Annotated in this window: 12 protein-coding genes and 2 pseudogenes; 9 read left to right on the top strand and 5 right to left on the bottom strand. The window is 62.4% G+C overall.

The annotated features are described in order from the left end of the window. Window positions 1-179: 179 nt before the first annotated feature. The 5 genes and pseudogenes from ACYQ47_RS34675 to ACYQ47_RS34655 form a co-directional block, all read right to left on the bottom strand. Window positions 180-1,649, bottom strand: coding sequence for an FAD-dependent monooxygenase (locus ACYQ47_RS34675; RefSeq protein ID WP_459909513.1), 1,470 nt, complete (start codon window positions 1,647-1,649; stop codon window positions 180-182). A 54-nt stretch (window positions 1,650-1,703) separates the two neighbouring features. After that, the gene (locus ACYQ47_RS34670; protein WP_459909511.1) at window positions 1,704-2,243 is read right to left on the bottom strand and encodes a TetR/AcrR family transcriptional regulator; all 540 of its coding nucleotides are present in this window, start codon (window positions 2,241-2,243) and stop codon (window positions 1,704-1,706) included. Between the two features lie 305 nt (window positions 2,244-2,548). Then, window positions 2,549-12,160 carry an AIDA repeat-containing protein gene (locus tag ACYQ47_RS34665; RefSeq protein WP_459909509.1) on the bottom strand — a complete coding sequence of 3,204 codons (9,612 nt, stop codon included), beginning with the start codon at window positions 12,158-12,160 and terminating at the stop codon, window positions 2,549-2,551. Window positions 12,161-12,242: 82 nt separating this feature from the next. Continuing rightward, complete coding sequence (locus ACYQ47_RS34660) at window positions 12,243-13,565, bottom strand: autotransporter strand-loop-strand O-heptosyltransferase (protein ID WP_459909507.1); 1,323 nt, start codon at window positions 13,563-13,565, stop codon at window positions 12,243-12,245. Window positions 13,566-13,754: 189 nt separating this feature from the next. After that, a pseudogene (locus ACYQ47_RS34655) lies at window positions 13,755-14,716 on the bottom strand (4-hydroxythreonine-4-phosphate dehydrogenase PdxA). Window positions 14,717-14,855: 139 nt separating this feature from the next. Between ACYQ47_RS34655 and ACYQ47_RS34650 the strand changes: the two are divergent. From ACYQ47_RS34650 to ACYQ47_RS34610, 9 genes and pseudogenes are all read left to right on the top strand, one after another. Next, a complete protein-coding gene (locus ACYQ47_RS34650) occupies window positions 14,856-15,659 on the top strand; it encodes a hypothetical protein (RefSeq protein WP_459909505.1) in 804 nt (267 codons plus the stop codon). 52 nt (window positions 15,660-15,711) lie between these two features. Then, window positions 15,712-16,260 carry a hypothetical protein gene (locus ACYQ47_RS34645; protein WP_250494695.1) on the top strand — a complete coding sequence of 183 codons (549 nt, stop codon included), beginning with the start codon at window positions 15,712-15,714 and terminating at the stop codon, window positions 16,258-16,260. 24 nt (window positions 16,261-16,284) lie between these two features. Beyond that, complete coding sequence (locus ACYQ47_RS34640) at window positions 16,285-17,400, top strand: metallophosphoesterase family protein (protein ID WP_459909503.1); 1,116 nt, start codon at window positions 16,285-16,287, stop codon at window positions 17,398-17,400. A 7-nt stretch (window positions 17,401-17,407) separates the two neighbouring features. After that, entirely contained in the window at window positions 17,408-18,646 is a 1,239-nt protein-coding gene (locus ACYQ47_RS34635) for an MFS transporter (protein WP_309958474.1), read from the top strand. Then, on the top strand, window positions 18,643-19,896 hold the full coding sequence (locus ACYQ47_RS34630; protein ID WP_459909501.1) for an arsenic transporter: 1,254 nt from the start codon (window positions 18,643-18,645) through the stop codon (window positions 19,894-19,896). The genes ACYQ47_RS34635 and ACYQ47_RS34630 overlap by 4 nt, the downstream gene beginning before the upstream one ends. Before the next feature lie 23 nt (window positions 19,897-19,919). Beyond that, window positions 19,920-20,366, top strand: a complete 447-nt coding sequence (locus ACYQ47_RS34625) for a DMT family transporter (RefSeq protein WP_459909499.1) — start codon at window positions 19,920-19,922, stop codon at window positions 20,364-20,366. 11 nt (window positions 20,367-20,377) lie between these two features. Continuing rightward, window positions 20,378-21,022, top strand: a complete 645-nt coding sequence (locus tag ACYQ47_RS34620) for a CHASE3 domain-containing protein (protein WP_459909497.1) — start codon at window positions 20,378-20,380, stop codon at window positions 21,020-21,022. Window positions 21,023-21,391: 369 nt separating this feature from the next. Beyond that, window positions 21,392-22,511, top strand: a pseudogene (locus tag ACYQ47_RS34615) (IS3 family transposase). A 321-nt stretch (window positions 22,512-22,832) separates the two neighbouring features. Beyond that, window positions 22,833-23,953 (top strand): IS3 family transposase gene (locus tag ACYQ47_RS34610; RefSeq protein ID WP_459909471.1). Its coding sequence is split into 2 segments (ribosomal slippage): window positions 22,833-23,091 and window positions 23,091-23,953, totalling 1,122 coding nucleotides; the frame shifts between segments, so codons are not numbered across the junction. Window positions 23,954-24,724 lie beyond the last annotated feature (771 nt).

The following is a 24,724-nucleotide window of genomic DNA, read 5'->3' as shown; positions in this document are numbered from 1 at the left end:
GGTCGATACAGTAAGTCATGATTGGTCGACGAGGTAGCGACTGTCGGACCATTGCGCGGGAGCCGGAAGCACCGCAGAAATTATGCACGGTGCGCCGATGCCATTTCGATGCAAATGGTCGGAGGACACCCCAGGGCTCACGACACTTTTCAACACCACCCCCAAGCGGATTTAGCGAATCAACTGGGCGATGTCAAGCGATCGAGATACGCCGAAACGGCTTCGATATCACTTGCAGAACAGGCGAGATACCCGTCAGGGCGCACGAGTGAGATTATGTCGTCTTGCAAAGCCGGCCTGACATTGCCGTCGATCAAGTCAGGATACATTTTCAGTAATTGCTCAACGCCTGGGTCACGTGCCCCGAACAATACGAACAAGGGTCGTGGGCCTGATCCGGCCGAAGGATAATCTTCGACCGGCGCCACTCGCGCGCCAGGCACCAGTCCGCCGTGATGCGGACCATTGAGCGGGCTATTGGGGTAATGAACGTCTACCTCCGACATCGTTTCGGCAACACCACGGGTGAAATGCGTGAGTCCTAGCGCGAAGTGACCGGCGAGATTGCGGAGTCGCTGTGCTACCGGGTTGCGAACCGTCGCAACGGCAGTCAGCCGCTCAGCCGCTTTCAGTACTGCGTCACCAACCGCGCTTCGTTCAGGACTGTAGCTGTCCAGCAAGGCCTTGTCTGCATCACCGCGAATGACGAGAGCAAGTTTCCAGCCAAGGTTGATGGCATCCTGCATGCCGGTATTCATGCCCTGCCCGCCTGCGGGGCTGTGAATGTGTGCAGCGTCTCCGGCAAGAAACGTGTGATCCTGCCGATAGCTTGCAACTTTTCTGCCATTTATACGAAAGCCGGACAGCCAGACAGGATCGTTCAACTTGGTTCCAGCAGGCCCACGCTTATCCACGAGTTGTTGAACCTGATCCAGTGTCGGCGTCGGTGGTATTGCGCCTGCGGTGGCCGGCAGATCACCGATGATTCTGTACCGCCCTGCCTGAATCGGAAAGATGAGTAAGACGCCCTCCTCATGCCAGTAGATGGAAGCGTCCGTATCCGGTCGAGGGTACCCGCTCATATGCACGTCAGCAAGGAACCAATCACTCAGCAAGGTCTCCCCGGCAAAGGGTATGGCCAAGGCGTGGCGCACGGTGCTATGCGCACCGTCGCAACCGATCAGCCATTCGGCACGGACGTCCTCCTTTCGACCATCAGAGTGAACCAGGACCACGTCAGCGCCTGTGCTGTCCGGTACGATTTGCGTTGCTTCGACCTCACGCTCGACGCTTATTCCCTGACGAACTAACCGCTCCTCCAGCAGTCGCTCAGTCTCGGACTGTGGCAAGGCCAGCGCATAATTGTGCAAGCTTGGAATGGAATCCATGGCGACCCGGCCAACCACTCGATCGTTCGCCATGAATGTAACGCCCTCGATCTTAAAGCCCGCATCGACGAACGGTGCGGCGCCCCCCACTCCTCGCTCAAGAAGCTCCAGCGTTCTGCTCCAAAGCACCATGGCTTTGGACTTATCGGTTCGATGCGCCGCCTTATCGACGATACGAACAGGAATGCCATATCGGCCAAGCTCGGAAGCAAGTGTCATCCCGACCGGACCAGCACCGACAATAAGCGCAGGCGTCTTCATAATTTTGGAATCCTGAATAACAGGTTGAAAAAAAAGCCCAGGATGCACTGGTGTTCACAACAAAGTGGTAAGCAAGCCGCGTAGCATGCTTGCTACGTCTTCTTGACCATCAGTGCGCCCGGTAGCTAGTGTAACGACTGCCAGGCCAACCGATGCGGCATGTAATAACCGCGCCGCATGTGCTCCAGGTTGGCGGTTGCTTACGCGACTAAGAAAAGCATCGATCTCAGTTGCGATACCATCCGCAAGTTCGCAAAACATGGTGCGGATTTCAGGAGCCTGGTCTCCCGCCTGAGCAAGCGCCATCAACACCCGTGTGTTGTCGGGCCGAGTTATCAAATCAGCAATGGCCATGGCCGCCTGGTCAGTCGATTTGAGGGCACTAAACAATGCTTTCACCGCAAACAGTTGACGATCAACGGCGGTTCGAGCAATCGCCGTTAAGAGATCGACCCGTGTGGGGTAGTAGTAGGTGAGGTGGCTAGCCGTAAGCCCCGCTCGGGTAGCGACACGTGGCTGGGTTAGCCCGGTGAATCCCTGCTCGCGAACGATGGCCAGTCCGGCATCAATGATTGCACTCCGACGATCAGTCATGAAACAATCTTAACTGGTATACCTACCAAACCCCTAACAGTTTCGTTTTTTCCCATTATTTGAACAGTGAGATAATCAACCCGGTTATCGCAACGGCATCCTTGCCTGTCGTCCTACGCCTTCCTTAATATGTTCGGGGGCAGGCGCAAAAAGGCAATGGCTTAAAGTCGCTTCGTCGGCGCGATCCACATGGAAGGGCGCCCGGAACAAACAGTACTCTTGCTGTCGATCGTGTGCTCGAGCAGCGTAGACAGGTCTGGGCCCGGCAGCGAGCCCATACGAACATGTCGACTGGGGCACATGGATCACCACTTCCAACCCACGCCTGCCATGCCGCTGTAGTCTTGCTCGTGTTTCGCAAAGTCCACACCAGCACGTGCGAACACCGACATGTTCTTGCCAATCTCCCATGCTCCACCCGTCGCTACATGGCCCACGGTGCGCGCGAGCGGCGTGCCCGATACTTGATACACCGCGCCCGGCGCTTGAGCCAATGACGCATTCAGCGTCTGCCCCAGGCTGCCAATGCGCTGCTGCACGTTCGCATCGATCTCCCATGTGTTGGTCGCTCCGTCACGGCGTTTCTGCGTGAAAAGATACCGCACGCCTGCGATACCGGTCGTCGCGGCCTGAGTGCTGCCCTGATAGGCGAGATCGAATACGCCGCCCTTGCCTTCACCAAAACCGTCCTGTGCGTACCGGCCCACGCGCATGCCGACATACGGCTGCAGCGCCATGTCATCGCGCAGATGCAAGTTCAGACCACCTTCCGCATAGGCGGTCGCGGCGCGCGTTTCGACGCTGCCTTGCGGCGTGCCCGACAAACCGGCAAAGCCGACGACGCGATTCTCCGCATTGCTCCATCGCCCGATGCTTCCCATGCCGCGCACGAAGAAGGGCTGCGCCGCCGGTTGCCACGCGCCGTAAATCAGCGCCTGCCAACCGTTCGTCTGACCGCTCGCACCCGGCGCATTGAAGCCGAGATCGCTGTAGTCTGCATCGACCGCCACGCCGGCGCGAACGTCGCGCGCGACTTCGCGGTCGTAGCCGACGGCAAGCGAACTCGACCGCGTATCGAGTGCGTTGCTGCCAAGCGTTGCATCGCCCGATACATGCGACTGGCCATATCGCACCGACGCCCACACGTCGTTCGACGGACGCACCTGCGCTACCGACGTCATGCGCTCGCTCACCGTATTGCCCAGCGCCTCGGTGTTCTGACGCGCGACGCGCAGCAGGCCAGTCGCCTCGACACCGGTCATCTGCGCAAGCGCAGATTGCGCGCCTGCCGTGGTTTCGAACAACAAGGCATCGGTGATGGCGTTGCCGCCCGCAAGCAGCACGCGGTTCAACGCGCTCGCCACCTGCAACTGATTACGGTTCTGTCCGACCATCCCGAAGCCCGAGAAGTCGCCCGCCTGATAGAAGATCGATGCGATCTTCAGCGTCAGGTCGATTTCGCCCGGCGCATACGAGAGTGTGGGCGAGAGATACGCGTAGTCCATGCCGACGCCCGCGAACGTGCCGTTGAGCGCGCCCGTGTAAGTCAGGATGGTGTACTTCGTGTTGGTTTTCCATGCATCGGGCAATGCGTTGACGACGACCTTCGCCCCGCCATTCGCCCCGCTCTGCGCGATGTCGACATCGCCCGTCACCGCGACGCTGCCGGTCTGGCCCGCCGCGTTCGCACTGACGACGAAGGTCGATCCATCGTTGAATGCGAGCGTGCCGTTCACGCGCAACGCCTGACCCGGCGTGCCCGCGACCAACGCGCCGCCCGAGTTGAACGTCGCGTTGCCGATGAGCGAGCCGCTCCCCAACAACACACCGCCCGCGTTCACCGCAACATTCGCCGCCGTGATGGTATCGACCTGCACCGTGCCGCCGTCGTTGACGATGCCGAGACTCGCGCTCGCAAGGTTCTGCACCAGACCGCCGCTCGTCACGGTCACGCCGGCCACGTTGCCGTCGCCGGTCAGCATGCCGCCGTTGTTGACGAGCGTCCTCGTCACGGTCGCGCCGTAGCGCACGCGCTGTACGCCGCCCGAATTGACCGTGGTCGTATCGGCCGCGCCGCCTGAACTGACGACCTGCGTGCCGCCGTTGAGCGTGGTTGCGCTCGCGATGCCGTCGGCCTGCACATCCTGCAACGCGCCAACGTTGACGATCGCATTCCCCGCGAAGCCGCCGAACGCCACTTGCTGAGCGCCACCGCTGTTGACGACCGTGTTGTAGGCGTAGCCTTCGATGGCGCCATCGACATATTGCAGGCCGCCTGAATTGACGGTCGTGTCGCTGGCGACGCCGCCGGCCAGAATATTCTGCGTGCCGCCGTTGATCGTCGTCGCGCTGGCGACGCCGCCCGAGGTCAGCGTCTGCGTGCCGTTTGCAAGGAGCGTCGTCGTCATGGCGAGCCCTCCCGCGCTGATCACCTGCTGACCGCCGTTCACGACCGTCGTGTCCTGCGCCACACCGCCCGCAGAGACCGTCTGCGTGCCGCCCGACACCATCGTGCTGGCTGCCGTTCCCGCGACGGCCTGCATGCCGCCTGTCGCGACCGTCGTGCTCGTCGCGTTGCCGCCGAAGGCCACCTGCTGCACGCCCGCCGCGCTGACGATTGCGCCCACGGCCGTGCCGCCAGCCTCGACGAGCTGCGTACCGCCGGAGACGATCGAACGCAGCGAGGAGCCGCCTGCATTGATCATTTCCATGCCGCCCGAGCCCACCTGCGTGTCGCTGGCGACACCGCCCGCCAACACGCTAAACACGCCGCCGTTCTCGACCAGCACGTTCGAGCCGACGTTGCCCGCCACGTTGAACATGCCGCCGGTGTTCGTGCCGCTGACCGTCGCCGACGTGTCGGTGACAAGCGCCGCGCCGCTTTGCTGGCTGATCGTCGCGCTGCCCGCCCCGGTCACGGTCGTCAGGCCGCCGTTCTGCACGGTGACTTGCCCCGCCGCTCCGCCGCTGGATACAGTCAGCGCACCGCCGCTCTGCACCAGCGTGCCGCTCGTCACGCCGCCCGTCGTCACCGTCTGCCGGCCGCCGCTGGATACGACCGCGCCGGTCGAGCGGCCGCCCGACGACACCGCTTGCGCGCCACCGCCGGATACCATCGTGCCGCTCGCGGTCCCGCCCGCGAGCACGGTCTGCGTGCCGCCGTTGGTCACGGAGACGCCATTGGCCACCCCGCCCGATGACACATACTGATTGCCGCCGCTGCCGAGCGTGACCGCGCCTGCGTTGCCGCCGGACGACACACGCTGCACGCCGCCTGCGCTCACCAGCGTGCCGGTGGCGGTCCCTCCGGAAGCAACCTCCTGCACGCCGCCGCTCGCCACCGTCGTGTCGATGGCGGTCCCGCCGGTTTGCACGGTCTGCGCGCCGCCATTGGCCACCAGCGTCGCCACCGCGCTGCCTCCCGCCGTGACGTTTTGCTGGCCGCCCGACAGCACGCGAGACGCCGAGGCGACGCCGCCCGACAGCACGGCCTGCAAGCCGCCGGCAGACACTGCCGTGCCGCTCGCCGATCCACCCGACGCGACGCTTTGCATGCCGCCGCTCGACACGCTCGCGTCTTTCGACACGCCGCCCGATGCGACCGTCTCCACGCCGCCCGCGCCAATGGTCGTTGCGCTCGCAAGACCTGCCGAAGCGACCGTCACCGCGCCGCCGCTGTTCACGTTGGTTGCGAACGCACTGCCGCCCGAGCCGATGGACATCACGCTCGCACTGCGCACTTGCGTGCCGCTCGCGACGCCATCCACCGCGATATGGCCGCCATTGCCGATGATGCTGCCCACCGCGCTCCCCGCCGACGCAACCGTCTGCAAACCACCCGCGAGCACCGACGCGCCCATTGCCGTGCCGCTGACGGTTTGCACGCCGCCCGACACGATCGAACCGGAAGCGATGCCGCCGACCGCAACTGTCTCCACCCCGCCGATACCGACTTGCGTCCCCGAGGCCTGTCCGCCGGAAAGCACCGTGAAGCTGCCGCCATGTTCGACGAGTACGCCGGATGCAACGTTGCTCAGCACCGAGAATGCGCCCGATGCGTTGTGGCCGTTCGTAATCGTGGCCGACGTATTGGCGATCAGCGCCGCGCCCGCTTGCTGATCGACGTCATCGAGTGCCGCGCCTGCCGACACCGTCAGCGTGCCGCCTGACAAAACGGTCGACGAGGTCGCACTGCCGGAAGCCCCGATGGTTTGAACGCCGCCCGCGCCGATCACGCTCGAACTCGCATATCCGCCGTTGAGCACCATCTGCGTCGTACCTGCACCAATGTTTGACCATGCTGCCGTGCCGCCCGATCCCACGCTTTGCTGACCGCCGGAAACGAGCGTCGTGCCGAGCGCGAGCGCGCCAGCACCCGAGACATTTTGCACGCCGCCGGCGACGATCATGCCGTCGGCCTCGCCCGCCACGTTTTGTGTTCCGCTCACGCCGATCGTCGTGCCGCTCGCGTAGCCGCCGGACGCGACCGTCTGAACCGCGCCATTGCTGACGGCGCCGCCGATCGCCACGCCGCCGGATGCGACCATCTGCGTCGCGCCCAAGCCAGTGAGCGTCGTGTTATCGACATTGCCGTACACCATCTGCGTGCCCGACACGACCGTATCGAACGCACTGCCAGACACGACCTGCGCCGCGTCGGCTTCGACCGTGGTGCCAGACGCCGCGCCCCCCAACTGCACGAGCTGCGAAGCGCCCGCGCCGATCTCGCTACCGGATGCGATGCCGCCGAAGCTCACGGTCTGCGTGCCGCCCGACTGCACGACAGTCCCGATGGCAACGCCGCCAATGTTCACTGCTTGCGATCCGCCCTGAAGCAGGGTGCCGCTTGCAACGCCATTGAAGACTTGCTGCGATCCGCCCGCGATCACCGCCTCAAAGGACGCGCCGCCGTTGATGACCTGCACGCCGCCCGAGGCCACGGTCGTGTTGCTCGCAATGCCACCGAGCACTTGCTGCGATGCGCCGGATCCGACGCTCGTGCTGGTCGCCACGCCGCCACCGCCGATGCTCTGTGTGCCGCCCGTGAGTACGGTGTCGGTTGCGCTGCCCATGACGGACTGGATGCCGTCGGTTACCTGTGTGCCGCTCACAAAACCGCCGGCCATGACGTACTGCGCGCCGCCTTGCAGCAACGCGCCGCTGGCGCTCGCGCCCGACGACACGGACTGCTGGCCGCCAGCGATGACGGCGTCCAGCGACACGCCGCCGGACTGCACGTTCTCCGTGCCGCGATCACCGATATATGTGCCGCTGGCGGCGCCGTTCGACGTCACGGTGAGCCGTCCGCTGTTTTCAACGACGACGTTGGTCGCCACGTTATTCGCGATCGAAAATGCCCCGTTGGCATTCACGCCCGCGACGTTCGCGCCTGTATCCGTGATGAGTGCGGCGCCCGCGCGCTGATCGACATCGCTTGCGTTCGCGCCCGCGGAGACGACCATCAGCGCACCGTTCATCAAGGTCGATGACGACGCGCTAGCGCCGGCGAGCAATTGAATCTGACCACCGTAGCCGACATTCGTCGCGCTCGCCACGCCGCCCGACGTAAGCAGCACCGCACCGCCGTTGATGGCCGAAGTGTTCGCCGCAACACCTCCGCCGCCCACGAGGACCACGCCGCCCGACGCGTACGCCGAGTTCAGCGTCCCGCCCGAAGAGATGGCCACCATGCCGCCCGAACCGACCACGGTCGTGTTCGCAACGCCGTTGCCGGAGATGGTTTGCCTGCCGCCCGAGAAGACGGTCGTGCCGTCGGTCGTGCCGCCCGTCACGTTCTGCACGCCTGTGCCCGTGGCCAGCGTGTTGCTGGCCGAACCGCCCGCGACGATGGTCTGCACGCCACCGGAGATGACCGTACCCGTGGCCGTTCCCTGCACGTTCTGCTGCCCTGACAGTATCGTGGTGCCCGCAGCTGTTCCGCCCGCGAGCACGGTCTGCGCGCCGCCACGGATGCTTGCGTTCGTAGCGAGCGCGCCGCTCGCCACGGTCATTACGCCGAGGGCCTGCACGATGGTCCCTGAAGCCTGAGCATCACTATTCAAGTTTTGCGTGCCGTTTGCGACGACGATGGTCCCGGACGCCACGCCATCGACGTTCTGTACACCGCCGATTGTCGCCGATACGGCGCTCGCCCCAGACGTGACCGATTGCACGCCGCCCAGATCGACGCGCGTCTCCGTGGCGACACCGCCCGCCGCAACGATCTCGCCGCCTGCGCTGGCCACGCGCGTCGCAACCGACGAGCCGCCCGACTGCACGGTCAACTGTCCGCCGTTGGCCAGATAAACGTTCGATGCAACGTGATTGGAGATGCTGAATATGCCGTTCGGTCCGCTTCCGCCGATCACCGTGTCGGTATCCACGACGAGCGCGCCACCCAGGTTTTGCACGATGCCGAGCGCCGAGCCGCCCGCCTGCACGGTGAGCTTGCCCGACGCGTTGAGCGTCGTGCCCGAGGCGACGCCGCCCGCATCGACTTCTTGCGTGGCGCCAGCGACGATGGTGCTGCCGGAGGCATGCGCACCCGCGAGAACCTGCTGTACGCCGCCGCGCAGCGTCGCTCCGTTCGCGGCGCCACCGGCGCTCACGATCTGCGAACCGGACCACACCACGGTGTTGCTCGCCACGCCGCCGCCCTGGATCGATTGCACGCCGCCCCGCACGGCGCCGCCATAGGCCAGGCCGCCATTCTGCACCGCTTGCGTACCGCCCGACGATACGACAGTCGCGCTCGCCACGCCGTTCGCCTGCACGCTCTGGACGCCGCCCGAGATAACCGCCGCGCCTTGCGCCACGCCGCCGCTCGCGATGGTCTGCGTGCCACCGGAGACGACATCGTTGTATGAGGTGCCACCCGAAACGATGCTTTGCGCGCCGCTGCTGCCGATGCGGTTGCTATACGCGGCCCCGCCGGACGAAATGGTCAGGTTGCCGCCGCTCAGCACATCGGTGCTGGTTGCAGTCGATCCGGACGAAACAGTGAGCGAGCCGCCCTGCAGACTTGCGCCAGCGGTCGTTGCGCCGTCGCGCACCGTGACCGCACCGCCCGCGAGCACCGTCGCGCTGGTTGTACGTGCGTTCACGCCGGTGACCGTTTGATTGCCGCCCGCCGAGACCGTAGCACCGATGCTCGAACCGCTCACCACTTCGTTGCCGCCGGCCTTGATCTGCGTCGCCGAAGCATACCCATACACGCCGACGGTTTGCGATGCGCCGCTGCCGACGAACGTCAGGTTCGCGCGTCCGCTCGTCACGACTTCCGACGCGCCGCCCGCCAGCACGGTGCCGACGGTCGTACCGCCTTGTACATCGACGAGCGTTCCCGCCGCAGCCGCAGTGCCCGACGCCACCCCGCCGCTCACGATCAACGTGCCGTTGTTGAACTGCGTGCCGTAGGTCGTCCCTGCCGAAACGATTTGCGTGCCGCCTGCGACGACGACGCCGCTGGTCGTGCCGCCTTGAACCGTTTCGGTCGCGCCTGCGGAGATGACCGTGCCGCTCGCAGTACCGCCGTACACTTGCTCCCGTGCGCCGCTCTGCAATTGCGTGTTGGACGTCACGCCCGTGCCCGTCACGGTAACGACGCCGCCCGAGTTGACGGTCGTGTTGCTCGTCAGCCCGCCAGAAGCGACCAGCGAGCCGCTGTTGTTGACCACCGCGTCGTTCATCACGCCGCTGCCGGTCGTTATACCGACGCCCGCCGAGTTGATCGTCACGCCCTGGGCCACGCCGCCCGACACCGTGACGAGTCCGCCGCTGCCCGCGGTCGTCGCGTAGGCCGTGCCGCCGTCGAGCACGGTCATCGCGCCGCCGTTTTCTGCCACCACGTTCGAGGCGACATTGCCGTTGATCGAGAACGCGCCCAGCCGGTTCGTGCCGTTGGTGATCGTCGCCGATGTGTTGGTGACGAGCGCGCCACCCGACGCGACGTTGACGGTATCGGCCGCGGCGCTGGCATCGACTTCGAGGCGGCCGGAATTGGCCACCGTCGTCGAGACTGCGTAGCCGCCGCCCTGTACGGTGGTGTTGCCGCCTGTGCCGATGGTCGTCGACGTCGCCGAGCCGCCGTTAAACACCGTCAGACTGCCGCGATTCTCCAGCACGAGATTCGATGCGACGTTGCCGACCACCGAGAACGCACCCATGCGGTCCGTGCCGTTCGTGATGACCGCCGAGGTATTGGTGATGAGCGCCCCGCCCGAGCTCTGCGCGACCTGGTTCGCTGAACCGCCCGCATCGACCTGGAAGATGCCTGCCGAATGCAGCGTGTTGCTCGCCACGCCGCCGCTCATCACTTCGAGATTCGCGGCGCTGCCGTCGAGCATGACGCCCGATGCATAGTTGTTCGAAACGAAGAAGGTGCGGCCTGAATCCGTGAGGCCGTTCGTGATCGTCGCCGATGTGTTCGTGACGATCTGACCACCCGCGCCCTGATGCACGGTATCGGCGGCGCCGGCCGTATCGACCTGAAAGATGCCGCCGGCGGAGTAGACCGTGTCTTGCGCCGCGCCGCCCGAGAGCACCGTCAGATGACCCGTGCCGACGATCTGCGTATGCGAGGCGACCCCGTCTGAAATGGAAAAGCCCGTGCCATCCGTACGCGTGTTGACGCCTGCGAGCACCGTCGAGGACGTGGTTGCAACCAGTCCGCCGCTCGCCGCCTGTGTGACGCCAACTGCGGTTGCGCCCGAATCGATCGTGAGTGTGCTGCCCGAGCTGACCACGGCTGCCGTTGCGCTCGCGCCGGACTGCACATGGACCTGAGCGCCATTGAGCGCAACGACGGTGTTGGTCTGCCCCCCAGAAGTCACCAGTTGCGATGCATTCGTGCCATTGACCGTCGTGTTGTTGGCAACACCTCCTGCCAACACGGTGTCGGTCGAATAGGCGCCGACATGGGTGCCGGTTTCGACGCCCGCGACGCTCTGCTGTGCGTAGTACGTGCCATTGCCCGACAAAATCGAACCGCTTGCTGCGCCGCCGGCCGCGACGTTCATCGTAGCGCCGGCCAGCACGCTTGCTGCTGCGATCGACCCGCCGCTCGCCACCGAAACACTGCCCGCCGAGTTCACCGTGACGCCCGATGCCACGCCCGCCGTCCACAGCGACGTGCCGCTGTTCACGGTCGTTGCCGCCGCCGAGCCGCCCGCCGCTACCGACTGCTGTCCGCCCGACGTGAGAGTCGTGTTGCTGGCCACGCCGCCCGCCTGGACGTTTTGCAGCGCGTTGCTCGTGACGGTCGTGTAGTAGGCCGAGCCCGCCACGTTCTGCGTGCCGGCGCTCGTGACCAGCGTGTTGACCGCGCGCCCGCCCGCATCCACGTTCAATGTGCCGCCCAGCACCTGCGTGGTGCTCGCCACGCCGCCCGCCAGCACTTCGAGCTGGCTTTGACTGGCGAGCTTGATTCCGCTCGCAACATTGCCGCCGACGTTGAACGTCGAGCCGTCCGCGTTCGTGCCGTTGATCGTGCCCGAGGTCGTGGCGATCAGCACCGCGCCCGAGGTCACGGCAAGCCCCGTTACCGTCGCGCCTGCGGCGATCGTTTCGCGTGCGCCTGCCGAAACGGTCACGCCCGTCGAGCGCCCGCCCGACGCGACGTTTTGCGCGCCATACACGGTCGTGGTCGACGCGGAGCCGCCCCCGAGAACGTTTTGCGTGCCGTAGACCGTCGATGCATTCGCGTAGCCGCCGCCCGACACGTTCTGCGTGCCAGTCACGGATTCGCCGGTGACCGTGGTGCCGCTCGCAACCTCGGCGGTGTAGGCCTGCGCCGCAGGCATCAGGGAGGCCTGAAGTCCCAGCAGTGCGAACATGCCCGAGAGGAGGCGCGACAACCCGCGTCGGCGGCTACCGAACACATGCAGACAAAACTTGCGGCGATAAGTAAGCGGCTTCATTTCTTCGTGTTGGTATGAGTGCGGCCCTCACGCTCGTTGATGAAAGCGCGGTGGCAAAAAATGTTCGGGAGTCGCGGTCTGATCAGGAACAGTCGGCGGCGGTTTGCTTCAACCCTTCGCCGAAGCCAGGAATGCGCTGCAACGTGCGCTTCACTTGCTCGGGCGTGATGAGGCGCGTGCATTCGAACTGACGCGGGGTGTCCTTATGCCTTGGGCACCAGAAGAAGTCCTGATGATCGAAGCGATGACGCACGTCATTCCAGCAGCCCGTGCAGGCGTGGTAGTTGATGACGCGGTACGGCGTGGCGAACTCGTTGTTCTCGGCGGTGAAGCCACTGATCATCGCGACTGGCGTATTGCATGCCCACGCGAGCCATGCGAGTCCGCTCGACAGGCCGACGAAGAAGTCGGCATGCTTGAGCCAGCGTGCGCGTTCCTCCAGAGGGCGATCGCCGGTTTCGTCCTCCGCGCCGTGCGGGATATGGTTCCAGACGATGCCCGAGCCATGCGTCGCTTTCTGATCGATGCAGATGACGCGATACCCGGCATCCTTCAGGAACGAAACGATCTCGCGCCAGCCGGTCGGATGATTCCAGTACTTGCATTGCGTCGAGCTTTGCACCGCGATGACGACGTAGCGCTCCGCGATCGGCCGGGTGTCGTCCGCGAGCACGATGTCCGGGCGCATCTCTTCCGGGTCCACGCCGAGAATGTGACCCGCGGTGCGATGCAGCCCGACGTGCCGAAAATCGGCGGGCTGCCAGGTGTGCGCTTCATCGTCGAAGAACAGGCCGATGTTGTAGGTCGCGTAATAGCGCTCCGGCTTCACTTCCTCATGCGTGACGAACTCGATGTCCGGATAGGCGCGGCGAAAAAGCGGCGCAATCAGCGCGGACATCGCGCAGGTAAGCCTGCAGTGGTGCTTGCGCTGAAACTTGACTGCGTAAGGGAACCAGCCCATCAGATCGCCTAGCGTGCCGACGGGAAACTGAATCAGCACCTCGCGATCGTTTGCGTCGAAGCGATGAATGAATGCCGCATCGGCATGCTTGCCACGCCGCTGGACTTCCAGTTCGAACGGGACAAAATACTTCTTGCCGCTTGCCACCGCGCCCACGCCGATATCCGTCTGGAACAGTACGTTGTTGGTCTCGTAGTCACGCAGCACGACATGCCATTGGCCTTCGGGCAAAACTATGCGACAGCCGTCGTTAAAGTCGAAGCGCACGCCGTGCAAAGCCTCTTGCGTCGGCATGGGAGAGCACAACGGGAACGGCGGTCTGGCCGCGATGTTCGCTGGTGCGGGGCACGGCGTGATAGGCGGCGTGAAGGTGATCGGCGCGACGGATGCCGTCGTTTCGGCTGCGGGAACGGCAAGAATATCGTGAGAAATCGAAGCGGTCATCGTGAACACGGAGTCGAGCTCTGAACCGGTGACCTTTCAAGTCGGCCGGGCTGGCAGTTGCCTCCAGCCTTGCTTTGACGGCACGGAAGCTCCTTACTGTCCGCTTAACGACATGTATCCGACCGACTGAAGCGTAAGCTTCATAAAAACTTCGTCATCTTTAGGGAGATAGCGCAAATATTTCCGCCCTTACCGGCGCGTCGCAAGCTGCTCACCCCCGACGCAACGCTTCGACCAAGCTGCTTTGATCCGTAACGCCTTCACTGGCGATATCAAATGCGGTCACTTAGATCCACCGACGTGCGAATCATTTTTAGTACGACCGTTACGTTGACGCCTGCCTCAAGCACTAGCACTTTTACGGGCCCGTGTCCCTGATCGTGATATGTCGCGACGACGAGATCAGAACCCTCTTGCGTGATATAAGAGCATGTTCGCAGGCAACGGTGCGGTCACGTCCATGCCGTTTTCCTGCAGCGTCTTTACTGCGGGAATGATCTTTTTCTCTTCCTCGGCAAAGCCGAACATGCCGGCTTCGCCCGCATGCGGATTGTTCCCGCACATACCGATGCGCGGCTTCGCTATACCGGCCTAGACAAGCGTCGCTTTGCTGCCCTCGATGATGCACCGGACGAGCCCGGCTCGATCTTGCGGATCGCGTCGATGATGCCAATGTGCGTCGTCACGTGGATCATGCGCAGCTTCGGCGCAACCAGCATCATCGACACGTCATCCACGCCCGTCAGATGCGCAAGCGTTTTCGTGTGGCCCGGATACTTGTGCCCTCCCGCATGCAACGCTCCTCGTTGAGCGGCGCGGTGCAGATGGCATCGATCTGTTTGCCTCGGCCAGTTCGACGGCCCGCGCGATATATCGATATAGCGATACAGCGATATGCGGCATCTCCGGCAAGCGCCGACAGTTCGCCGAAAGGCAGCTCGTCGGAGATCAAGCCAAGGTCAATGCAGTCGATCGTGCTGGGCACGTTGCGCGCTAGCGATGCCTCGCTAATGGCGTGCACCTTCGAGTCGCCGCGCACGATCTGGAATGTGCGTTCAAGCTGGCGTGCATCGCCAATCACGAGCAGTCGCCATTTGCCGATACACGGCGTCGTGGGCGAGGATCTTGACGATGACTTCGAAAAACGGCAAGTGTCAAGCAACCGGACTGCATGTGTCCGATTCCTTGACACCATGGTCGCGTGACATGGCGTCACCCATAGGCTGCAAGGGGTCGAGGCTCATGGCATAGGGCTTGCAAAAGACTGCGCACCTAGTGGAGGAGTGAGTCATGCAATCGACCTCGAAGTATCCCATTCAACTCAACGCTGTTCGCGTGTTCGGCGCGGCGGCTTGTGCCGCTTTGCTCGTGACCAGCACGGGCTGCGTCGCTCAGACGCAAGCCGCGGCGACACCCGTTGCGCCACCGGCAGCGGCGCCCGTCGTACCGCCGCCGGTTGCCGCTGCGCCCGCACCGACTGCCATGCCCGCGCCGCCGCCTGGTCAGGCTCCGCTCGAATCAACTGACGCCGGCACGGCAGTGGACACACGGGCCACGGTGGCCCGCTTCCTCACCAATCCGGATGGCGACGTCGACGGCTTCCTGACCGACGACGGCGCGCTCGTGCGCTTTCCGCCGCATATGAGCGCGCAGCTTGTCTCCGCGATGCGTCCCGGCGACAGCGTGCAAATCAGCGGCTTGCGCGATGCGGGCGGCAATCTCAAGGCACAACGCATCGCGGATTCGAGAAGCGGCCAGCAACTCGTCGATACGCCGCCGCTTCCGGGCGCGCAACCCATGCCGCGTGAATTGCGTGGCGCGGGGCTCGCGCATCTGAGCGCACAGGGGCAAGTGGCCCATGTCACGACCGCTCCGCGCGGCGAACCGGACGGCGTGATTCTCGCGGATGGCACCGTCATCAAGCTCACGCCTCCGGTCGCGCAGCAGTTTCCGAGTCTTGTCCACACGGGCGCGAAGGTATCCGCGCAAGGCTACGGCACGCGCAATCAGTACGGCACCGCGCTTCAGGCAACGGCATTCGGCGCACCGGGAAAACTCACGCGGCTTTATGACCGCGCTCCGGCCAACCCTTGAAGCTGCCGGTTACAAGCGAACTTTCATCGACATCTGAACGAGGAATCAAAACATGCATTGGATCGACCCTGACAGCCTTCCCGAAACGCGTGGCACCGTGACGCGCTTCCTTCTGAATCCGCACGGCGAACTGGATGGCTTCGTGCTCGGCGCCCGTCATGCGCGGCAGGTTCATTTTCCGCCTCATCTGTCTCGCCAGATCGCGCGGCAAATCGCCGTGGGCGATGAAGTCGGCGTGCGTGGCGTGAAGCCGCGCGGAGCGGACATGATCGCGGCGGTCGCGCTCGTGACGAAGACGGGCAAGGTCATTCTCGACGAAGGCCCGCATCACGATGGCAAGCCGCATGAGAAGCCGCACGTCGAGCGCGAGCCGATCGACGCGAGCGGTGAAGTCGTGCTCTCGCTCTTCGGTCCGAAAGGCGAGTTGCGCGGCGCATTGCTCGACGATGGCACGTCGCTGCGCATGCCGCCGCATGCCGCCGCCGAACTGGTCGCGTATCTGACTCCGGGCGCGCATGTCCAGGCGTGGGGGCATGGCGTCAAGAATCGTCATGGCTGCACGATCGAAGTGGACGAGATCGCCGAACTGATCGACGCGTAAAGCAAGCACGACGAGGAGAGCGACATGCTGAGTTGGGTACATTTCGGGGATCTGCACGCTTCATCCGACGATGGTTACCAAAGCCTGAACCACTTGAGGGCGATGGTCGCCAACGTGAACCGGCATCTGTCGGAGCGTATCGATTTCGCGTATCTGCCGGGCGATAACGCCAACAACGGCACGCCCGAGCAGTTCGAGCGCATTGTTGATGTCATCCACGAACTTCGCGTGCCGCTTTACGCGATTCCCGGCGATCACGATTTCGAGCCGGGAAATCTAAACGCGTTCAACGCTTTCCTCGAAGCGCCGCTGCCGATGTCGCGCATCGTCAAGGGTCACCGGTGCATCTTTCTCGATGTCGTGACCGCGGGGCGAGGCGGCCCGGACTTTCGGCTCTCGAGCGCGGACCGGAAATGGCTGGACCACGAACTCGACCGGTCGGCTTCCGATCGCGCGTCGCCTGTCGTTTTCATGCACGCGTACCCGTCCGATATCGACGACGGCGATTCATTGGCGTGCGCATTTGCGCAGGCCAACGTCGCTATCGTCGATACAGGGCACACACATTATAACGAGCTGCTCAATGACGGTTACGTCGTCTACGCTGCCACCCGCTCGACAGGGCAGATAGAAGAAGACGAGGGTCAGCCCGGCTTCTCCGTAGTCGCAGTCGATGGCGGCGCGGTGAGCTGGAGGTTTCACCGCCTGGACGCGGCGTATCCCTTCGTCATGATTACGCAACCCTGCGACCGGCGGCTGTATCGCAGACGCTTCGCACTGAACGCCGCAGAGCTGCAACCGAAGCTGCGCGCGCTGGTTTCCAATGACGCGGTCGTTTCCGTCGCGGCAAACCTCGAAGGAATAGCAATCGCCCTCGCACCCAGCGAGACGGAGAACGGCGTGTGGGAAGCTTCCCTGCCATCGGTGACGGCGTCCGGTTCGATGCTGCTTACCGTGACAGCACGAACCGCTGACGGGCGCGTCGGCGAGGATTCGATCGAGTTGCCGGGAATTGCCGACACCGGCCGTGCGCTGCAACCCGGCAGACTCGGTTCGGACGCGCACGCAATAAACGCGTGGCCCCAGCACGGCATTTTCGGCTCGCAGCTTGGCCCCAACAAGAACGGACGTCACTGGTGATCGCCCAATGAATCCTCTTTACGCGCTGGAAGGCCTGAACTTCTTCATGGCCGATGTGCAAGCCGGCATCGGACCATTTCTCGGGGTCTTTTTGCAGGCTCAGGGCTGGCATACGGATGCTATCGGAACCGTGATGACGCTCGGTGGCATTGCGGGGATGCTCGCGACCTCGCCAGCGGGCGCACTCGTCGATGCCACGCGTTACAAGCGCGGCCTGATCGTCGTGGCAGGCGTGATGACGACGCTCGCCTCGCTCGTGCTATGGGTATCGCACGATTACTGGATGGTCGCCGCCTCGCAGATCCTCACGGCGGTGACGGGCGCGGCGCTCGGTCCGGCGGTGGCTGGCGTCACGCTCGGCATGGTGCGCGAACGCGGTTTCGACCGCCAGTTCGGGCGCAATCAGGTGGCCAATCACGCAGGCAATGTCGTGGCCGCAGCGCTTTCGGGGTGGCTCGGCTGGCGCTTCGGCTTCGGCGCGGTGTTCGTGCTCGCGGGCTTGTTCGGCGCGATGACCGTGATCTCCACGCTTCTGATCCGGCGAGATTCGATCGATCACGATAGTGCGCGCGGGCTCGGCGCTTCGTCCTCGAAGGAGCGCGAACACGAGCACGCGAGCGGCTTTCGCATGCTGCTCACGTGCAAGCCGTTGCTGCTGCTTGCCGCTTCACTCGCGATGTTCCACCTCGGCAATGCGGCGATGTTGCCGCTCTATGGCCTTGCCGTCGTCGCGGCACACAAGGGCGATCCAAGCGCCTTTACCGCGCAAACCATCGTCATCGCGCAACTCGTGATGGTGGCCGCCGCGTTTTTCGCAAGCCGGATCATTCAACGTATCGGTTACTGGGGCGTGATTCTCATCACCTTTCTTGCACTGCCGCTGCGCGGTCTGGTCGCGGCGATGTTCATCAACGCCTGGGGCGTGTGGCCCGTGCAGGCGCTGGACGGCATCGGCGCGGGGCTGCAAAGCGTGGCCGTTCCCGCGCTCGTCGTGCGCTTGCTACAAGGCACGGGGCGCGTGAATGTCGGGCAGGGCGTGGTGATGACCGTGCAGGGAATCGGCGCGGCGCTCAGTCCGGCGCTCGGCGGCATGCTCGCCCAGCACTTCGGTTATAAGGTTGCGTTTCTCGTACTCGGAGCCGTGTCCATCGGCTCGCTCTTGTTGTGGCTATTCTTTGGCAGCGCGCTCAAGAAGGCATGCGGCATCCATCGCGATTCTGCCAACGAACCCTCTCTCGCTACATGAATCCGATTTTTCTCTCCTGGGGCATCGGGCTTGCCGCGACTGCCGGCGTCATCCTGCGTCCCTTCAAATGGCCCGAGGCGATCTGGGCGGTCACGGGCGCCGTGTTGCTCGTCGCGCTCGGGTTGCTACCGCTGAATCTCGCGTGGCAGGCGATAGGCAAGGGAAGCGACGTCTACCTGTTTCTCATCGGCATGATGCTGCTGTCGGAACTCGGCAGGCGCGAAGGCCTGTTCGACTGGATCGCGGTGCTTGCCGTGAACCATGCCAGGGGCTCGCCCCGAAAGCTCTTTCTGCTCGTGTATCTCGTCGGTGTCGTGGTGACGACGTTCCTTTCGAACGATGCCGCCGCCGTCGTGCTCACGCCCGCTGTTTTCGCGGCGGCGAAGAAGGCGCATACGAAGCCGTTGCCGCTCTTGTACGTGTGCGCGTTCATCGCCAACGCGGCGAGCTTCGTGTTGCCGATTTCGAACCCGGCGAATCTCGTGCTTTACGCGAATCACACGCCCGCGCTGGGCTCGTGGATTGCGCGATTTGCCTTGCCTTCGGTGTTGTCGATCGTTGCGACGTATTTCATGCTGCGCTGGACGCAGCGCGACGAACTCGCTGGCTCGTGCGCTCGCGATCTGAACGTCGAACCGCTCAGCGCGAACGGCAAAGTGACGCTCGCGGGCATCGGCGTCACGGCGGTGGCTCTGCTCACCGTCTCCGCGTTCGACATGCAACTCGGCCTGCCCACTGCGATCCTCGGCGTCGGCACCGCTTTGGTGGTGCTCGTGAAAGAACGTCAATCTCCGGTCGAGCTGATGAGCGAGATATCGTGGAGCGTGCTGCCGCTCGTGGCTGGCCTCTTCGTGCTCGTGGAGATGCTGGCGCATACGGGCGTCGTCACGGCGCTTTCGCATTTGCTGGCGCTCGCGTCGCAGCAGAATCAGACCGTGACGGCGGCGGTGTCGGGCGTGGTCATTGCGCTCGGCAGCAACGCCATCAACAACTTGCCAGCGGGTCTCATTGCAAGCGCGACCGTGCTGCAAGCACATAGCCCCGAACGCGTGATCGATGCGTTGCTGATCGGCGTGGACCTCGGTCCCAATCTCTCGATCACCGGTTCGCTGGCGACCATTCTCTGGCTCTCTTCCATCCGGCGCGAAGGCGAGGAAGTGAGCTTCATGCAGTTCCTGAAGGTCGGTGCGATTGTCATGCTGCCCGCGCTCTTATTAAGCCTCGGCGCGCGGCTTTTAGTCGGAAATTGAGCCTAGATAGTCGGAGATAAATAATGAGCAGCGCGTGGATTTATCCTTTCATCATCATCGGCGGAATACTTCAGGCTGCCGGTGCACCGATCAATGGCGAGCTCAAAGGATCGCTAGTCAATCCGTGGCTTGCATCGAGCGTATCGTTCCTGCTGGTCAGCTTTCTCGCCCTTGCGTTATTCTGCATTCAACCGACGCCGCTGCCGACGCTAGACAGTCTGCGCAATATGAAATGGTGGGCGCCGCTTGGAGGAATCGTTGGTGCGGTCGCGGTTTTCGCAGGGCTGACGCTGGTACAAAAGGTAGGCGTCGGAGCCCTCAACGGCTTGACTATATGCGCGAACCTCGTTGCATCGGTGGCGATCGACCATTTCGGCCTGATCGGCGTGGCGGAGCATCCTCTCACCTGGCTGCGGATGCTCGGCACGTTGCTAATGGTGGCTGGCGTCGCGCTGGTTATGCGGTTCTAAGTTTCAGTGTGATGACAATGTTGAAAAAGGGGCGGCAGTACCTCGCATCGATCGATTGGCGGGTTCCCCTCCTTGCCGCTCTCGTCATCATCTCTGCGTCGACGTCGTTCGAGTACCATCGACTCCTGCTCGAACAACACGATCAAATAGAGCATACTTATCAAGTTATGTCCGCGCTGGAGCAAACCCTCCAATTGATAACCGATGCGGAAACTGGGCCGCGCGGATTCATCTTAACCGGCAATGAAACATACCTCGCGCCATATGTGCTTGCAGTCGCCGAGGTGAAGAAACAACTAGGTCAACTGAGGCAATTAGTACGAGACAGCTCAACGCAACTTGCACGACTCAGCATTCTTGAGCTTGCTCTTGGCGACAAGGTAGCCGAGCTTAAATACACTATAGAAATTGCCGAGCACGAGGGAACCGAAAAAGCGTCCAAGCTGGTCCAGAACGACGTCGGCCGCGAGCGAATGGATCGCGTCCGACGCTTGATAGCAAAAATGCGTAATGCCGAAGCAGAACTGATGATCGATCGCATGGACCGGGCGAAGCGGACCGAAAAGACAATGCTTATGGTGACGGTATTCTTAGCAATGGTTTCGATTGCAGCGCGTTGGGCAATATATCTCATTGGTCGTCGCCGTACAACTTAAGGTAGTTAAACATCGTTGCCCGGGCAGACAAAGCGCGGTCCGTCGACCGTCTGATATCAAAAACATGCAGAAAAGTTGACTATTGCGACAAGCTGCTTTCTAAATGCATTTATTATCGCGCGTTCTCCAAAGACTGAGCGATCTCATGGGCTGACCTGGCTGCGGCGCGAGAAGGAAGAGATCAATCGCCAAAAAAGATGTTCAATCGTTCGAATTGGTCGAACTACCGAAAAAGCGACGGACGTACTGCCGCGCCACGAGGCATTAACGGCTCGCCCGAGGGGGTGGGCGCCCTTAGTTTGCGGTGCTGACCTGTCTCCTGAGATTTGTACGCTGACGGCGTGGAGTCCGTTCCGACAAGGAGCGGTCATGAAGAAGCGATTCACCGAAGAACAGATTATTGGCGTGCTGAGGGAGGGCGAAGCTGGCTTGAAGCCCGCAGAGCTGTGCCGAAAGCACGGCATCTCTGAGGCGATCTACTGCAATTGGAAGGCAATTCGGCGGCATGACGGTTTCCGACGCCCAGCGCCTGAAGGAGCTGGAGCAGGAGAACAACAAGCTCAAGCGACTGCTGGCCGAATCGATACTCGACAATCCTGCGTTGAAGGACCTGTTGTCGCGAAAATAGCAAGCCCGCAGGCCGAACGCGAGGCGGTCCAGATGTTGATGACCGAACGCGCCATGGGTGTCACCCGGGCCTGCGGGCTGGTAGGGATTTCGCGCTCGCTGTTCCAGTATGAGTCGCGCCGACGAGCCGACGACGAAGCGATGACTGGCCGGATGATGGCCATCGCAGCTCAAAAGCGACGCTATGGCTATCGGCGAATTCACGTGCTGTTGCGGCGCGAGGGCTGGCTGGCTAGTCACAAACGCATCTGGCGGCTGTACAGCAAGGCCGGACTGAGCGTGCGCAAGCGGCGACGCAAGCGCATTGCCGCTGTCGAGCGCAAACCGCTGCCGGTGCCAACGGGACTGAACCAGAGCTGGGCAATGGACTTTGTCAGCGACGGGCTGGCCAATGGTCGGCGCTTTCGCTGTCTGAACGTGGTCGAAGATTACACGCGTGAGTGCCTGGCTATCGAGGTCGATAGCTCGTTGCTGGGTCTGCAGGTCAAGCAGGTGCTTGAACGGTTACGCGAGATGCGCGGCTTGCCTGCTCCATCACGGTGGACAACGGTCCGGAGTTCGCTGGTACGGTGCTGGATGCGTGGGCTTATGAGGTGGGTGTGACGCTGTCGTTCATCCGGCCCGGCAGGCCCGTGGAAAACGCCTACATCGAGAGTTTTAACGGGCGATTCCGCGACGAATGCCTGAACGAGCACTGTTCGTTTCCATGCGCCATGCCAGGCATTTGATTGAGGAATGGCGTATCGAGTACAACACCGAGCGGCCCCACAGCTCGCTCGGTTATCTGGCGCCGATGCGATTCGCGCAGGCGCACGAAGCGAAGGAATTATTAGCCTCGGACTTTAACTTCACTTCGTACTAAAACCGGGGGCAGGTCACTGCCGTCCCAAGCTAGAAGTGGCTCAGCCGCGTTTGCCTGGGCAATTGCCTGCTTGCGCAGCGCAAATGACAAGCAACAAAGACTGGTTTTGCATGCATTTGCTCGGCCTGCTAGTCTTTTTATCCACGACTGCCGTCTTAAGAATCACTTTCTTTCTCAGCCAAATGAAATCAATCGACCTATACTAGAATGTTAAACGAGAGCGTTCTAGGGTGCAGCGCCAGCCAAATTACATTGTGACCTGCCCCGGTAACTTGAGACCGAATTGATCTAGGATAACGGCGCATCCATACGGAGCGCGTCATGAAGAAGAGTCGATACAGCGATGAGCAGATTGTTCGGATCTTGCGAGAGGCGGACAGTGCGCCGATTGCCGAGGTGGCAAAGCGACACGGTGTCAGCGACGCGTCGATTTACGCGTGGCGCAAGCGATTTGGCGAAATGGTCAGTGACGACGTCAAGCGATTGAAGGCGTTAGAGCTCGAGAACAACCGACTGAAGAAGCTCGTGGCGGAGCGTGACCTGGAAATCGAGGTCATGAGGGAGATTTCCGCAAAAAAATGGTAAGCGCACAGGCACGCCGCGAGCAAGCCCGCTATGCCATTTCGCGCGGGCTGAGTCAACGACGTGCGTGTGCGCTGATTCACGTCAGTCGCGCCAATCTCGGTTACATCAGCATCATGCCGGGCAAGAACGGCCCGATCGTGGAGATGATGCGACGCCTCTCGGGTGATTATCCCCGCTTCGGCTCGCGGCGCATCCGCATCATGCTGGGCCGCGAAGGGATCGTCATCGGCAAGGAGCGGTGCAGCCGGTTGTGGGCGCAAGCCGGCCTTCAAGTGCCTCGCAAACGACGCCGACGCCGCGTTGCCGGTTCGCGTCCTCGACCGCTTGCTCCGAGCGCTCGCAACGCCGTATGGAGTTACGATTTCGTCTTTGACGCGTGTGCCAACGGCCAGCAACTGAAGTGTCTGACGGTCGTCGACGAGTACACGCGTGAATGTTTGGCCATAGATGTGTCTGGCTCGATCCGATCGGCCAGAGTCATTGAGGTGCTGAGCAAGCTAATCAGCGTTCACGGCGCGCCACGCTATATGCGAAGCGACAACGGCCCCGAATTCGTCAGCGCAGCGTTGCTCAAGTGGGTGGTATCGGAGAAGATCGAATCGGCGTTAATCGATCCCGGCAAGCCATGGCAGAACGGCACGAACGAAAGCTTCAACGGTAAATTCCGTGACGAATGTCTTGCTATGGAATGGTTTCGCAATCGGATTGAAGCCAAGATCGTGATTGACGACTGGCGACGGCATTACAACGAGGTTCGACCGCATTCGAGCTTGAACTACGACACGCCGCTGGCGTATCGCCAGCGCTTAGAAACCAATTCAACCCAAGCCGTTATTGCTAGAACGCAGTGGTCTTAGAAAAACGGGCAGGTCAATTGCTTCGGCTCTGTCTCTCAGGTTCCAGCCGGCCAACCAATAGCCTGGCGCTGCTAGTCGATATTAGTGCACCCTTAAAGAATTACAAGTAAAAAAGAAGTGGTTGAATAAAGCCTATTTTCACTATAAAAAAAAGCCGGCCCGAAGTCGGCCGGCTTAAAGATTCCGGCCATCCGAGGCACCGGAACCTGAGAGAACATGCTGATTTCACGACCTAAACCGGGAAAAGCGCCGCGGGCATTGATGGGCATATTTCAACTTATTCCCATTGAACGCACGGCTACCTTATTGCCGCTCTAATGCCGGCCGAAGATAGGGCTACTGATTCTGCCAGTAACGACGTCAGAACCCGCGATAAAAGCGCTGAACTTCCTGAAGTCCCTCTTGTTGGTCAAGCAAGGCCTAGGGAGAGCAATCTCCCCCGGAAAAGTGACATGTTCCACACTTCAACGTCGAACCTTCAATCAACACCCTGCGCTTCTTTGTGTCCGAAAGCACGATGAACTTCGTTGCGGGCCACACGCGTACCAATCAAACCAGCTATTGTAAAAATTGCGACACCTAATGCCAGCACAAGAACTGCAACCCACCGATTTCATCATAGCGAGCGCTGTAGACAGTGACGATCTCTGGGTCGTGCTGACGACTGGCTGCGCGCAGACCGCTAATGCCAGGCGATCTAACAGACGAAGCTTTCTGTTCGGCACAAGTCCCACCATCAGATCCAGCCATCGAGCGTCCGCCTTGCGAGCG

It is taken from the genome of Caballeronia sp. HLA56 (genome assembly GCF_054655155.1).
This window is presented reverse-complemented; position numbering and strand designations above follow the sequence as displayed.